The organism is candidate division TA06 bacterium, from assembly GCA_016235665.1.
In the GTDB taxonomy this organism is placed as follows: domain Bacteria; phylum Edwardsbacteria; class AC1; order AC1; family EtOH8; genus UBA5202.
In genome coordinates this window covers 248,731-264,504 of record JACRJI010000016.1, presented here as the reverse complement: position 1 = coordinate 264,504, position 15,774 = coordinate 248,731, and the positions used below count along the sequence as shown (strand labels likewise).

At 57.2% G+C, this 15,774-nt stretch carries 5 protein-coding genes; all 5 read left to right on the top strand.

Annotated features, from left to right (window positions below):
- Window positions 1-621: 621 nt before the first annotated feature.
- The 5 genes from HZA73_11505 to HZA73_11485 all read left to right on the top strand — a co-directional run bounded on the left by HZA73_11505 (window position 622) and on the right by HZA73_11485 (window position 15,678).
- Entirely contained in the window at window positions 622-834 is a 213-nt protein-coding gene (locus HZA73_11505) for a hypothetical protein (protein ID MBI5806647.1), read from the top strand.
- A gap of 44 nt (window positions 835-878) precedes the next feature.
- The gene (locus tag HZA73_11500; GenBank protein MBI5806646.1) at window positions 879-1,304 is read left to right on the top strand and encodes a hypothetical protein; all 426 of its coding nucleotides are present in this window, start codon (window positions 879-881) and stop codon (window positions 1,302-1,304) included.
- Between the two features lie 107 nt (window positions 1,305-1,411).
- Window positions 1,412-9,904 (top strand): Ig-like domain-containing protein, encoded by an 8,493-nt coding sequence (locus HZA73_11495; GenBank protein MBI5806645.1) that lies wholly within the window; start codon window positions 1,412-1,414, stop codon window positions 9,902-9,904.
- 16 nt (window positions 9,905-9,920) lie between these two features.
- Window positions 9,921-10,760, top strand: a complete 840-nt coding sequence (locus tag HZA73_11490) for a FecR domain-containing protein (protein ID MBI5806644.1) — start codon at window positions 9,921-9,923, stop codon at window positions 10,758-10,760.
- Window positions 10,761-10,911: 151 nt separating this feature from the next.
- Window positions 10,912-15,678: an Ig-like domain-containing protein gene (locus tag HZA73_11485; GenBank protein MBI5806643.1), complete on the top strand. Its 4,767-nt coding sequence runs from the start codon at window positions 10,912-10,914 to the stop codon at window positions 15,676-15,678.
- Window positions 15,679-15,774: the final 96 nt, after the last annotated feature.

The window sequence follows — 15,774 nt, the reverse complement described above, 5'->3', positions numbered from 1 at the left end:
TGTCTTGGCAAATATTTTTCATTGCCTTCGCAACCTTCGTCGCGCAGCCAATCCCGTCCAAATATGTCCCTCGTTGCGTTGATGTCTCGATGAACAATGTATATATCGAAGACTCGATCAGCGCAATACGAATCTTTCATCCTGATCCAGCGATGTATCAGAATGATTTCGAGGGTTACTACTATATAAACAGAACACGGTCTGAACTACTACAGGTTTATTTTCATCCCGGTAATTATAGTAATTGCTTTTCCGAGTTTACCGTCATGCCTCTGCTAAAAGATACCAGTAAATATTTGTTTGCCCGGTTACGGAAGGTTCATGCTTTCATTAGCGGGAAGGGGATTCACCTGGGATTACCGTTAGATTCATTGTTCCTGATTTTGGGCCGGAAACACAGTACAACAACACGTGACAAGGATAGCATAGTCGTAGAGTATTCATTGGAACAGAAACAAGCTCCCTCTTTCTTTGGTTTCTATAACACGCCAAGCTACTCGAGTCGATATGTGTTCCGGCGCTCTCGACTCGTTGAGTTTCATTTCGGACTTGATTACCCATAACAATAAATAGGGACACATCGGCATAACGACCAATATCTGAATATTATGGAGGATAAACATGGAATGCTGGCATTGCGAACGCCCGGCCAACGCGGTCTGCAGTTTCTGCGGGCGCTCGGTGTGCAAGGAGCACGCCAAGAATCTTCCCTATTTGCTGGACTCCTTCCGGGACAAGGCCGGGAAGCTGAAGGGCCTGGCGGTCTCGGACGCCATCTGGTGCGGGACCTGCCATCCCAAGGACGAGCCGGTGGAACTGGACGGGCTGGACTAGGGGACAGGGATAAGTGATTTGATGATAGGGAAAGCGCACCAGTGATGGATGAAAATATTCTGCAGAAAGTGCTGGAGAGGGCTTTCAGAGACCAGTTGTTCCGTTCCCGGCTGGAGGCTGACCTGGATGAGGCCTTGGACCGCGAAGGATACAAGCTATCCTCCGATGAACGGCGGCAGCTGAAGGGCATCCTGGACGAAGGAAAAGACACCTTTGCCACCGGTTTGGACCAGCGGGTTTCCCAAAGCGGCGTCTCCCTAAGCCCCCAGGCCCTGCTGCGCCAAAAAAGCAAAGCTAGTGATGGGCAGGGCGGGTTGTTGCGCCATTCCGGGGAGGGAAGCGGGAGCAAACAGCCGGCCCGGGTGTTTCAGGCTACTGCCGCCTCATTTTCCGGTGAGCCGCAGGGCCAAAGCGGCCATACCGGAACGATCGACGACAGGGAACCGGACTATGAAGTGGAGACGGATTGACGCGGGATAAAATAATCATAGGGAATATTGATTTATTGCCGTGGATATGTTAAAGTTTCTATCTATTGTAATAGCAAAAAACACATCTCTTTTTTAGGGAGGAATATATGAAGAAACTATTTTGTCTGACAGCCCTGATACTGGCCGTGGCCATGCCGGCCAGGGCGGTGCGCTATGGGGTAAAGTCAAGGATACAGCCCATAGGGACCGGACAAATACCAACTTATCTGGGCTATAGCCCCATAAGCGACCGGATGTATTCCGGCAATGTTGGCTACAGCAATGTCACGGCCATGTCCTGCTCCAACGATTCGTTGCTGGGCATTGTACCGGGGACGATCTACTCCGCACCGATGGTCTACGATTCAGTGAACAACCGGATATACATGAAGAGCAGCGACTATTTTTACGCCATCGATTGCGCCGTCAATGTTCTAGACACCAGTTTCATGATCAGCAACGGTTTAAACGGCTGCGAATTCAACGCCGACAACAATAAAATATATGTATATGAAGGCATGTCACCCGATATGTACATATATGACCCCAGCACTTATACCAGCACCGGGATCATCAACAATGTCCAGGGAGTGGCGCACTATTACAGCCCCAACAACAGCGTCTACATTCCCGGTTATTTTCTCGACACCCTTAATGTTTACAGCGGCAGTACCAATGCCCGTACGGCCCAGGTGCCCATCCTGGAACTGAGCACTAATGGCGGCTCGGCTAAAATGGCATCCAACCCGGCCCTCAACCGGCTGTACGTCACCCTGCCCATAGCCGACCAGGTGGCGGTGGTCAACACTTCCACCAACACCCTGGTCGCTACCCTGACGGTGGGCGACAATCCAAGCAACTTTGCACTGTGCCCGGTCAACAACCGGATGTTTGCGGCATGCAACGGCAGCAGTCCGAATTCCCTCTACTATATAGACGGCAGCGATGCGGTAGACTCGGTGCCGGTGGGGGATTCGGTCAGCACCGTGGTCTACAACCCGGCCGATTCACTGCTCTACATCGGCTGCTGGCGCAGCGGTTACGTCAAGCTGGTGGACCCCAGGCTGCCGACTCCCACGGTGGTGGACAGCGTCTACACCGTTTACAGTCCCCATTTCATGGACATGAAGGTGGACCAGGGCGGAGACGTATACTGCGCCCTGTACAATTCAGATGACATCTACGTGATTGGGCAGATCCCGCGAAGGATGTGGCGCTCCATATCCTCGGGGATGTGGAGCTCGTACATATCATGGAACTTTTCCGATAACGGCGGCGTCACCTGGGATCCCAATGCCATGATGCTCACCCCGGACTGCGCCACCGACAGCCTGGTCACCATAGACTCCACCCACCTGATCCAGATCTCCGGCCAGGCCGAATATCTGGACCAGGTGGTGATCAAAGCTGGCGGAGGCCTGATGATCCAGACCTCGGCCGCCCTGGGCGACACCACCGGCTACGACCTGGATGTGAACGGCATGCTGATGATCACCGCCGCCGATTTCACCCAGAACGGGCAGATCCGGTTCGGGCCGGGCTCCCAGTACGTCCACGGGGTGGACGGCGACACCATCCCCGTGGCCGACTGGGATTCCACTTCGTCCATAGACATACTGGGGATGATGTTTAACCAGCCGGCCGGCCTCAACCAGAGCTTCGGCACAGTGATCTGGGACGGCGCCAGTCAAGAAGTGGACATGATCCTGGCCGGCGAGGCCGGTTTCTCCTGCCGCAACCTCAATGTCCAGGGTACCGGGCTGGCCCGAATGATCATATGCAGCACCATCAATCCCATAGTGAACATTCCCGGAGATTTAACCCTGAACAGCGGGGCCACCGTGCTGATGGGAACATCAGGCACCAACGTGGTCCGGGTGGGAGGGACCTTCTCGGTGCTGAACTCCGGGCAGTTCTACCTGAGCGACAGCATGCTGCCAGCAGTAGACACCCTGATACTGGAAGGCAACTACCAGCACGTTTGGACCAGCGTCCACGGCGGCCTGCCGGGAACTGCCACCATGATTTTCGACGGAAACCGGGTCCATAACTACCACGGTGAGACCGGCGAGATGTCGGGCTGCGTGGACATCGTGGTCCGTCCCGGCTCCACCCTTGATGTCGAACCTGGTTACACGGTGGGCAGCGGCAGCGCCGGCAGCTTCACCCTGATGCCGGGGGCCACCCTAAAGGTGCGGGATGATGCCGGGTTCTACGCCACCGGCACCGACAACGGCGCAATCCGGGTGAACGGACCCCGCAATTACAGCAAGCAGGCCAATTACTATTTCGGCAACGGCCCCAGCGGCTATGTCTACAGCGGGGACGGTCTTCCGGACACAGTCAACATGCTGACCATAGACAACCAGGATGTCAGCATGCCGGGCTGGTACCAGGAATACAGCAGCATCACGGTGATGGACACCCTGGCCCTGCTGGCCGGCTATGTCGACGCCAATTATCCCATCACCATCAACGGGCCGGTGGTCTGGGGCAGCGGCTATATCAGCGGCTCGGTCCCGATCACCGTCAGCGGCAGCGGGCCGGACATCGTGCTGCCGACGGCCCCGGGCATCACCCTGCCCACTCTGACAGTGGACCGGCCGGGCCGGAAGGTGGAGCTGCCGCAGAATGTCAATATCTCAGACACCCTTTACCTCAATAACGGCTCCATCAGCAATGTCGGCTGGGGAAGCATACTGACAGTCAACAACGGGGCCACCGTTCAAAGGACCAATGGGTGGGTGAAGGGCGATCTCAGCAAATATATTGATATCGGCACCGCCAACCTGACCTATGAACTTGGAGGGGACAGCGGCTATACGCCGGTTGACATGTCTTTCGGTTCGGTCACGGACCCGGAATACCTGACAATGTCGTCGTTGGACAGCACTGCGGCCGGAGTGGACCTGCCGGCCAATTGCTTAAAGCGCCACTGGGTGCTTAACCAGGGAAGTATGCTGGGATTCAGCGGCGGCACGGCCACGTTCAGCTACCTGCCTTCCGATTTCAACACCGGCCTGCTGGAGGCAGCCAATGAACCCGCGATGGTGGCCGGGGGCTACAATAGTTCTTTTGGAGGCTGGGAGCTTCAGGATATCGGCGCCAGGGCCGCCGGAGGCGTTTCAGACGGCGGAACGATCGAGATAACCGGCCTGACAGCCGTGCCCATGGCCAAGAAAAAAGCGGCCGACCTTCGATTTACCACTCTGTTCACCCTGGCCAAGGACCTGCGGGCATTGCAGCCCAGCAAGATGTGGCGGATTACCGGCACCGCCAATTACTGGAACTCGGGATTCTGGGAAACCTCGTCAGACGGCGGGGCTACTTGGAACACCCCCTCGTTCCCGGACAGCTTCCCGACCTATCTGGACAGCGCCATCATAATCATGCCGGGAGCCGATGTGACAATCAACATGGACCTGACCCTGGACGAGGTGGTTGACAGCGGAACGGTATATCATACCGGCGGAGCCCTGACCATAAACGACGGACCGGGCGATGACATGGTCGTCAACGGTATCGTGAACAGGCAGGGAGGGACAACCAACGTCAATCCCGGAGCTTCCCTGGTGTTTGGTCCCTTGAGCCAGTATGTCCATCAGATGGACGGGGACGCTATCCCAACCGCTTCCTGGGACAGTCTTTCCACCCTGAGCATCACCGGAGTGATGACCGCCATGCCGTCCGGCATGGACCAGGCCTTCGGCAACATTGCCTGGGACGGCATGCAACAGGCCGCAGACATGGTCCTTCCCGGCGGGCCTTCCTTCTCGGCCCACGACGTCAATGTGACCTCCACCGGACCGAACGTACTTTTCCTGACCAGCGCCGTCAAGCCGGAGGTGACCATCAACGCCCTGCAGATAGCCAATTCCCAGGTGGTGCTGGGGTCGGGAGGGAACCGGAAACTCCATGTCAGGGGCGGGTTGGTGGTCTATGATCCAGCCTGGCTGTATCTGACAGACACCCTGAGTTCCGGGATAGATACTTTGTTCCTGTACGGGGATTATTTCCACACCATGGCCGGGATCAGGGGCGGCGGGCCGGACAGCACGACCATAGTGTTCTGCGGGAAGGGGACCCAGAATTACATGGGCACCAGCGAGATCCTTTCCGGTTACATCAATTACCAGGTCAACCCCGGGTCCCATCTGCTGATAGCGGAATGGAACACCGCGGGCCAGGGCAGCCTGGGCGATTTCACCCTGATGGCCGGGGCCACCCTTTCGTATTCAGACTACCAGGGCATATATCCGGCCGGGCAGGACACCGGGGTGATCCGCAACCTGGGGGCCCGTAATTTCAGTCAGGGGGCCAATTACCGGCTGTACGGCATTTCGACCGGGCCGTATGTGACCGGACCCGGGATACCCGACACGGTGAACCAGCTGATCGTGGAAAGCAGCATGGATCAGGCTTATCTTTCCAAGGACGTGGCGGTGATGGATTCCCTGAAGCTGCTGGGCAACACCCTGCGGTTTGACGGCAAGCGCCTGTCGCTGTTCGGCCCCGTATACCGGACGGCCGGCAACCTGATGGGCGACAGCACTTCGCAGCTGGCCCTGATGGGCGGGAGCACTTCCTTCCTGACCCTGCCATCCATGCTGCGCGACCTGGGCACTCTCACCATCAACCGTCCGGCCGTGATGATCATGTCCGACACCATGCGCATCCATGACCGGCTGGAGCTGGTAAGAGGGACGTTCAATAACGGCGGCAGATCGCTTTTGCTTCAGAACGGGGTGGCGATCTACCGGAACAGCGTCTCCAGCCTGGCCGGGACAGGCCCGATAGTCTTCGCCAACCAGGCGGGCCTGGAATACGGGACAGGCACCACCACCGCCGGGCCCGAGATGCCGGCCAGCGCTTCCGCCATAATGTACCTGGCGTTAAAGGGCTCCGGCGACACCCTGATCGTAAACCGCGATACCCTGAACGTCTGGAACAGCCTGTCGGTGGCAGGGGGCATCCGCTTCAACGGGAAGAGCTTTTCCTCCTACGGCCTGATAGACACGGTGGGGCCGTCCGGGGAACTGGTCTTCACCGACAGCTGCCGGGCCAACATCTTCGGGTCGATCGATACCACTTTTTTGCCGGGCATCACCGGCGGCACCCTGACCATAGATAACATGTACGGCAGCGTCATGCGGCGCAATATTGATGCTTTCGGTCCGCTGACCCTGACCATCGGCGGACTTACCGTAGGGTCGAATACCTTGATGTTGGGCGACAGCCTGACCGGCAGCGGATTGCTGACCACCGACAGCACTTCATCACTTGTTTTCTACGGACAACCGGTCAGCCAGACCATGCCCTCGACCCTCAATCAGTTGAGCAAGCTTAGCTGGGGCCGAACAGTCCCGTTGTATATCACCACTCCGCTGGTACTGCATGACACATTGATGCTGGTGCAGGGTGTGATTGATAACTCCACCAACCTCACCCTGAGATCGGGAGCCACCGTCGTTCGCAACTCCGGTGTCTTAATGATGCCGGCCTCTAATGAAGGGCCGGTCAACCTGGTCTACGGAAGCCACGGCGGTGGAACCCTGGCCACCGGCAGCGAGATCCCAGGAAATGCTTCAGACCTGTACCATTTAACGGTTGGCTTGAATACCCAGCCGGGAGATACCATCTTGCTTTCATCCGATGCCCAGGTTAACGGGCGGCTGAGTCTCTATCAGGGCGCTTTTAATGTCGGCGCAAACGGGCTGACCCTGCTGGATACCATCGATATTCTGGCCGGAAAGCTTTTGGCCGACAGCACTTCATCCATCAAGATACTCAACAGCCCTTATATGGTCAGACTTCCCTTAACCATCAAGGAACTGGACAGCCTGGTGCTCTCCAGCTTCTCGGGGCTGGAATTAGCCGACACTGTCCATGTCCGCTCCGGCTACCGGCAGACAACAGGTAGAATAAGTTATGGGCAGCTGATCTACGGCCCTTCCGCCACACTGATCTACGACAATTTGGGGGCTGACACTACCTCCAATTTCGAATTTCCCGATATCGGCGGGCCTTACAACCTGACTGCTGCGGCCGGATGGCTTCAGTTGCATACCGATCGGACAGTACCAGGCATTCTGACACTTAACGGCCCGCTTCTTACCGGGACCAATACCGTAACGGTTGACACCTTCGGCGGGGTTATCCAGGGAGCCGGCTTTGTGGAAGGTAACCTGGCCAAGCTGATCCCGGTCACGGTCAATACCACGGTGGCCTATGAACTGGGCACAATTTCCACCGGTGTTTCAGCAGTGGATGTCCAGGTGTTCAACAACACTACTCCGGCGTTTGTTACCGCCGGTGTCAAGATGGGAACATTTCCGCTGGTCAACGACTCCACCGCCTGTCTCAGGAAATTCTGGACATTCTCCGGGGCCGGCCTGGCAGCGGATTCCAATCAGGTTCTGCTCAGCTATCTGCCGTCAGATTTTAACACCGGGTTCTCCGAGGCGGCCGATGAATCCACCATGGTGGCCGGACGTTACGACAACGGAGCTACTCCGGGCTGGCAGTTCCCCGTCATCGTCAACCGGAACATCTTTGGCAACAGCGACGGCGGTTCGATAGTGCTCAGCCATACCGGCAATTTTGCCGAAAATCCTGAGTTCACCCTGGGTCGCGATTCCATGTCTATTTTCAACCCCGCAACCGATACCATGCTACCCTACATTACTTCCAGTCTGCCTCTGGACGGGGCGGCCGGAGTGGGCCTGACCGACAGCGTGCAGATCACCTTCTCTGAACCGGTAAGAAAATCCGGGGTCAGCTACACCTTTGTCCCGAATCCCGGACTGGTGGACACCGTCTGGAGCGCGGACTCCACCACCATCATATTCAATCACAGCGCTTTTGCCAACCTGACATCCTATACCGTCAGGGTGCTGGGGGTGCAGGATACCGCGGGGAACGTTTTGGCCGGGCGTGACAGCATCGGGTTTGCCACCATGGCCGCAGCGGATACAACTCCCCCGGCGGTGACCCTGGTCAGTCCTTCGTCCGGAGCCGCCGGCGTCCTCCTGCAGCAACAGGTGGTGGTCAACTTCTCCGAGCCGATGGACACCACCAGCTTCCGGTTCCGGTGCACCCCCGATCCCTTATACTGGAGCCTTTCCTGGAGCAGCGGCGACAGCCAGGTGACAATGTCGCACGGCGATTTTGCGCCCGGCACACTGTACAGTTTCCGGGTGGACTCGGCGGCCGATAAATCCGGCAATCCCATGCTGAACCCGCCCTTCCAGTGGAGCTTTACCGCCGTGCTGCCTGATTCGATGGTCTTCAACCTGGCCGGCGGGGCCTACCGGATGTTCTCGGTGCCGCTGTCCCCGGTCGATTCCACCCCGGCCCAGATCCTGGGCGACGAGCTGGGGGCCTACTCCGACTCCACCTGGCGCATTTTCGGGTACAAGCCAGCTTCGGGTTATGTGGAGAGGCCCAACATCTCCAGCGGTTACGGTTATTGGCTGGCCACAGCCGGAAACGCCCAGGTGGAGGTCAAAGGCACGAGATTTATGAATTTCTTCAACCAGCCCATAGACAGCGGCTGGAACCTGATCGGGAATCCCTTTGACACCACGGTTACACTGGCCAATGTCATTGTCCTGTGGAACGACACCATCGGTCACTTTGTCAATTTCACGGATTCCACCGTCAACAGCGTGGTGCGCCAGAGGATGTACAATTGGCGGGATGCCAGCCCGGATTTCGAGAATAACGGGGTCTGGGACAGCCTGACCCCCTACAACGCCGGGGACCAGATGCATCCCTGGACGGGCTATGCCCTTTATGCAGTAAGGCCCTGCACGTTGATGATGGAGCGGTTCATGGGCAAGGGGCCGGTGGAAGCGGTCAAGGCCCCCCAATATCAGATCGACTGGCAGCTGACCATGGATGTTGTTTCCGGCAATGCGGTTGACCGGGGACTTAAGCTGGGGGTCTCTCCCCAGGCCAGGGAAGCCTACGACCGGCTGGATGCCGAAAAGCCCCCGCTGATCTCCAGTAACGTCAAAGCCTTTTTCTTGCACCAGGACTGGAACCAGGGTCCATGCCAGGATTATCAGAACGACTTCCGTCCGGCGGCAGACTACATCGAATGGCCGCTGGTGATCGAGGCGGCCAAGGCCGACCAGCTGGTGGTGCTGAATACCCAGATCACCGGAGAGCCGGGGAACGGAGGTTACCTCTATCTGCTGGACCGGAAAAAGGGAAATACCTTTGACTTGAAGACCCAGAAGAGCATCGGTTTTTCAGGTTCCCAGGAACTGGCGGTGGTTTATTCCTCCAGCCCGTTTGACGGGCGGAATCTGACTCCTTTGATATTTGGCCTGGGACGGATTGGCCCCAACCCCTTCATTCAACGAATGACGATTAATTATCAATTACCTCAAGCCGGGTTGGTCAGCCTGGCGGTCTATAACATAACCGGCCAGCGGGTAAGAACCCTGACCAGCCAGAACCTGCCGCCGGGATACTATTCCCAGGTTTGGGACGGCCGTAGCGACGGGGGAAGAACCTTGTCGGCCGGAGTATACATAGTCAGGCTAAGTTCCTCAGGCCGGAGCGCCGCCCAAAAGATAGTCAAGCTGCAATAGGCGAAAGGAAAATAAAATGATGATCAACAATACCTGCAAAAAAACCGTCAGCTTAGCTGTCATAATACTGCAAATGCTTTGGCTGGCTGCTCCGGCTCTGGCCGAATACAAACCCTCCTCGGCCAAGATCAATTATATGAAGGGGCAGGTGGAGGTCCAAAAATCCCAGGGTATTACTTGGGCCAAGGCGGAGATAAAAATGAAACTGGAAGCCGGAGACAAGATCTCCACCGAGGACGGGGCCGAGGCCGAGATCGTGCTGGATGACGGCAGCGTGCTGAAGATGAAGGACAAGAGTCTGCTTCTTATCCAGCGGATGGAGAAGCAGAAGAAGCCTTCGGTCAGCGTGGTCAATTCGTTCAAGGTCCGGACCGGAAAGGTGCTGGGGTGCGTCCGCAAGATGAGCTCCCTGGATTCCAAGTTCCTGGTGGAAACGCCCACCGCTGTGGCCGGGATCCGGGGAACGGTGTTCGGAATCTATGTGGAGGGCGATTCCACCGAGCTGGACGTGCTTAAGGGCGAGGTGGGGATCAAGGGAGAGGCCGGGGAAGAAGTTATGGTGGGCGAGAAGATGACCACCACCGTAAGCAAGGGCGACTCGGCCCGCCACCCGGTGGCCATGACAGCCGCCAAGATATCATTTATGCTGATGTGGGCTGGAGCGGCCATTAAGCTGGGGTCGATGGGCGCCGCCACCGCCACCGCCTGGTACGCATCTACCGCGGCTATAGTCACCGGGGCCACTGCGGTGGTGGCCGGATCTGTGGCGGCCATAATAATCGCCAACAGCGGGGATGAAGAGACGCCGGCCACCCCGGCCAAGACCATTCCCGGGCCGCCGGGCTGGCCGCAGTAAAGGAACAGTTAAATACCAGGTGTTTCAAGTCCATCCCGTCAAGCGGGGTGGACTTGGAAATTTCCATTGAAAAAGCCCGGTTTTTTTGATAAACTATGACTTATTCATTTGAAAAAACACCCCATAAACCAACCCATAAAAAGGAGTCCCTATGGTCAAGAGAGTAATGTTTGCCCTGGTACTGGTCCTGACGGCCGGTCTGGCCTGGGCCAAGCCCGAACTGGGCGCAGACGGCAGGCCATTGCCGCCGCACTTGCGGCACAAACAGCCGCAGACCCAGAAACAGCAGCCGGCCCAGCTGAAGCAGCAACCTGGCCGGCCCGGCCCCGCCAAGGCTTCCGCCTACGCAACTGCTGCAGCGGACAGGTCGCCGAGCAGGCCTCAGATGCCCGGACGGCCGGACATCTCCAAACTGGTTAAGACCAAACCCAGCAAGGCCGGCAAAGCCCAGCCCCGGCCGGAAATCAAGGGCCTGATCAAGGATGAATATCTGGTCAACGACGATACCCAGGGCATCGGTTACTACGCCGGCTACCAGTACGACCCCAAGGCGGCCCTGCTTTCCACCGGAGAGATGATAGTGGTGTGGTACGACGAGCGCAATAGCGATGACTACCAGATCTTCGGCCGTATTTTTGACGCCTCCGGCAGCCCGGTGGGCGAGGATTTCCTGATCAACGATTTTACCGGCACCGAGGCTGAAGAACCTTCCGTGGCCGCCTGCGGCAACAGTTTCGTGGTAACATGGTATGACTATCGCAACGGGAACGACTATGACATCTATGCCCGACGTTTTGATGCCGCGGGTACGCCCATCGGCGGAGATTTCCTGGTGAGCGACGACGCCTCGGGCTTCGACCAGTATTATCCCAGCGTGGCCGCCAATGACAGCGGGTTCGTGATCGCTTGGTATGATTACCGCAACGGTAATGCCGACATCTATGCCCAGCGCTACGACGCTTCGGGAGCGGCTCTGGGTTCCAACTTTCTGGTGAATGACGATGTATCGGGCTCCGACCAGTATTATTCCAGCGTGGCCCTCAGCGACAGCGGATTTATAATCACCTGGGATGATTACCGCACCGGTGGCAGTTGGAACATCTACGCCCAGCGTTATAATACCAATGGCGACACCCTGGGCGGCAACTTTTTAGTGAATGACGGCGGGAGCGACAATCCTTGGTGCCCCAGCGTGGCGGCTAACGAAAGCGGATATATGATCGCCTGGTACGACTATCGCAGCGGGAATGCCGACATCTACGCCCAGCTTTACAATCCCAACGGCGACTCAGTAGGCGGCAACTTTCTGGTGAACGATGACGGGACCAGCTATGATCAATACACCTGGGGCGCTTCCAATGTGGCGGCCAACGACAGCGGGTTCGTGATCACCTGGTACGACTATCGCAGCGGCAGTTACTGGAACACTTATGCCCAGCGCTATGACCCGGCAGGCTTGGCCTTAGGCGGCAACTTTATAGTGAATGACACTACTTCCATATACTGCTACGACCCCAGCGTGGCGGCCAACGACAGCGGGTTCGCCGTGGTCTGGTACGATAACCGCTACAACCCCAGCGGCAACTACGACATCTTCTGCCAGCGCTATGATGCGGCAGGCTCAGCCCTGGGCGCCAATTTTATGGCCAACAACGACACCGGAACGACCGACCAGTGGGATGCCTCGGTGGCCATGGACACCTCCGGCCGTTCGGTGGCGGTGTGGTACGACCTGCGTAACGACAATGGGACATGGAACCTGGTGGACCAGTACGGCCAGCTCTACGATGCATCCGGCAACCCGGTGGGCGCCAACTTCATCATCAACGACACCTTGTCGGCGGTCCGCCGCTACGGCTACGACCCCAGGGCGGCCTTTCTGCCCGGCGGCGGGTTCGTGGTGACCTGGTATGGCTACGACTTTAGCTGGAACGGAGACATCTACGCCCAGCTTTTCGACTCGGCCGGCACCGCTGTGGGCGGCAACTTTCTGGTGGAAGATGGCGGAAGCAGCGGATATAACCCCAATGTGGCCGCCTCGGACAGCGGCTTTATGATCACCTGGTACGATTACCGCAACGGGAACGCCGACATCTATGCCCAGCTGTATAAGACCAACGGTGACACCATCGGCGGGAACTTCCGGGTTGACGACGGAAGCAGTGAGCAGTATCAGCCTACCATAGCGTCCAACGACAGCGGGTTTGTGATCACCTGGTACGACTACCGTAACGGCAACGCAGACATCTACGCCCAGCTGTTCAAAACCAACGGAGACACCGTCGGCGGCAATTTCCTGGTGGATGACGGCGGCAATTACCAATACGAACCCAGCGTATCCATGGCCGACAGCGGCTTCGTGATAACCTGGTACGACTACCGCTATGATGGATCGTATTCCGATATCTATGCCCAAATGTACCATGCCAACGGGGACACAGTGGGCGGCAACTTTTTGGTCAACGACGATGCCCAAGGGGTGACGTATCACTACTATCCCAGCGTTTCCCTGTCGCCGGACGGGCACAACATGGTGATCGCCTGGGAGGATTACCGGAACGATCCCAGCAACGGAGACTTAGCCCAGGTAATGGCCCAAAAATATGTGGACGGAATTCCCGAGGGCGGCAATGTGGTGGTCAACGGAACAACCATGTCCAACAGGTATTTCTGGGGCGCCAAGCGGGTGGCCTGCACCGACCAGCGGATACTGTTCAACTGGGATGACAACCGGCGGATGAAGGGATACGACATTTACGCCAAGCTGACCGACTGGGATCTGAAGCACATCGAGGGAGAAGATCCAGTGATCAGCTATGTTGATACTTTAGCCGACGACACCACCAAGACCTACGGACCCTACCCGGTGAAGGCGGTAGTAACCGACAACCAGGCGCTGATGAGCGTCAAGCTGCTCTACCAGGTTGACGGCGGAGCCACGGACAGTATGGACATGACCTTCGTTTCGGCCGACACTTTTCTGGCTGAGATCCCGTCCCAGGTTCCGACCCCATCGGATACGGTTGATGTTAACTATTGGGTGGTGGCCCGGGATTCCAGCCTGAATACTGCGGCTAGCGGAACCTTGGACTTTAAGGCCATCGTCACCGATGTGACTGCGCCTTACATCGTATCCACCTTCCCGGCCGACGGGGCCACCGGAGTGGCGCTGAACCAGCCGGTGACGGTTGTTTTCTCCGAACCGATGGATACCACCAGCATTATGGGGTATGCCATTCCCACCGACAGCTACAGCTTAAGCTGGAGCGCAACCGGCGATACCATGACCCTGACGCCGGGTACTCCTTACAACTACAGCACCACCTACTCGGTGATCGTCACCGCCGGCACCGACACCTCAGACAACAGCATAGCCGTTCTGCCGGACACCTTCATCACCTTCACCACGCTGGACAATCAGGCTCCTGTGATAGAGATGGTGTCCCAACCAGTCAACACTTTCGACAGCACCGGCCTGTTTATTGTCAAGGCCAGAATATACGATCTGGCTAAAGTGGGAGTTGCTGCTGAAAGCCTTTATTACACCTACAACAACATCACTTGGTTATCGGTTGGAGGAACTCAGATAGGCGCCACCGATACTTTTGAGTTCACAATCACCGGGCCAATTGCTCCGGCTACTATCGTAAGCTACAATATCTGGGCGGTCGACGATGCCGGAAGTGAAACCAATTATCCTTCTTTCCCGGGACTGGGTGATATGACTTTCACGGTGCTGTATCCCTATGCTCCTTCCGGGTTGGGCGCTACCGACGGCCAGGATGGTTCGGTTCCTTTGTCCTGGACGGCGCCGGTAGCTACTTTATATTACGACAACAGCAACCCCTGGTATATTTCCAGCTGGGCCGCGGGATCAATTACTACCACCAGAATGACGCCCGAGCATCAGGGATGCAAGATCGAACAATTGTATTCAATGTGGTACGAACAGCCATCGTTGGATTCCCTGACGGTCCATATTTACGCCGATGACGGAGGAGTCCCGGACGAAGCCACGGAACTGGTGGCCCCGTTCAAAATATACCCGGTAGCCTATCCCAGCTGGACCGTGGTGGATGTTTCCTCTCTCAATATCTATCCCGCCGGAGACTTCCATGTGGGATATGAGTTCAAGACCGCAGGTCTTCCCTATGGGATCACCGACGATCAAAATCAGGCGCCCTACCGGAGCCTGGTAAAGCAAGGCGGCACCTGGTATCTGCGCCAGAGACACTGGATGTCACGGGCGGTGGTGTCCTACTCGACCTACAGCAAGAAAGCACTGGCCGGATCCGACCTGGGCAAGCTTGACCAGCTGACTGTTTTGAAGGATACGGACCAGAAGCTGCCCAAGTCCAAATCCCTGTCGGCAGCACCTGCCGTTGGAGCGCTGGCTTCGGCCAAGAACATCGGCGAATACCAGATATTCAGATCAACCACGGCCGGTGGGCCATATGCCTTCCTGAACGGAACAACAAACTTGTCATACGATGACAATTCCGTGGTCAACGACAGTACTTACTACTATGTTGTTCGTTCAACTTATCCCTGGGCATCGCATGCCGACACCTTCAGCGCCTGGTCCAACGAAGCTTCGGCCACGCCCACCGGAGTGGAGGGCCAGCCCGGAGCCGTAAGCTACAGCTTCTACCTGATGCCAACCAGCCCCAACCCGGTCAAGAACTCGGCCGAGTTCCGGTTCGGACTGGCCCAGGGCGCTTCGGCCAGCCTGGAAATCTACAACGTGCTGGGACAGAGGGTAAAGACCCTGGTCAATGGAATGCTGGGAGCCGGAAACCATACGGTTAAGTGGAACGGCTGTGACCAGAATGGGAGGAAGGTATCGTCGGGAATCTATGTTTACCGGCTGACCGCCGGGGAGAACACTTCCACCAGAAGGTTCACCGTGATCAGGTAATCCCGGTAACTTTAGCGGCAAAAGGGGCGGCCATGGCGGCCGCCCCTTCTTATTGTGCTTGATTTTATCCGGCCTAAAGGGGTATAATTAAAAATC

Bases quoted from the DNA above. Each gene is read 5' to 3' on its own strand.
- HZA73_11505 (MBI5806647.1), top strand. From the start codon at position 622: ATGGAATGCTGGCATTGCGAACGCCCGGCCAACGCGGTCTGCAGTTTC.
- HZA73_11500 (MBI5806646.1), top strand. From the start codon at position 879: ATGGATGAAAATATTCTGCAGAAAGTGCTGGAGAGGGCTTTCAGAGAC.
- HZA73_11495 (MBI5806645.1), top strand. From the start codon at position 1,412: ATGAAGAAACTATTTTGTCTGACAGCCCTGATACTGGCCGTGGCCATG.
- HZA73_11490 (MBI5806644.1), top strand. From the start codon at position 9,921: ATGATGATCAACAATACCTGCAAAAAAACCGTCAGCTTAGCTGTCATA.
- HZA73_11485 (MBI5806643.1), top strand. From the start codon at position 10,912: ATGGTCAAGAGAGTAATGTTTGCCCTGGTACTGGTCCTGACGGCCGGT.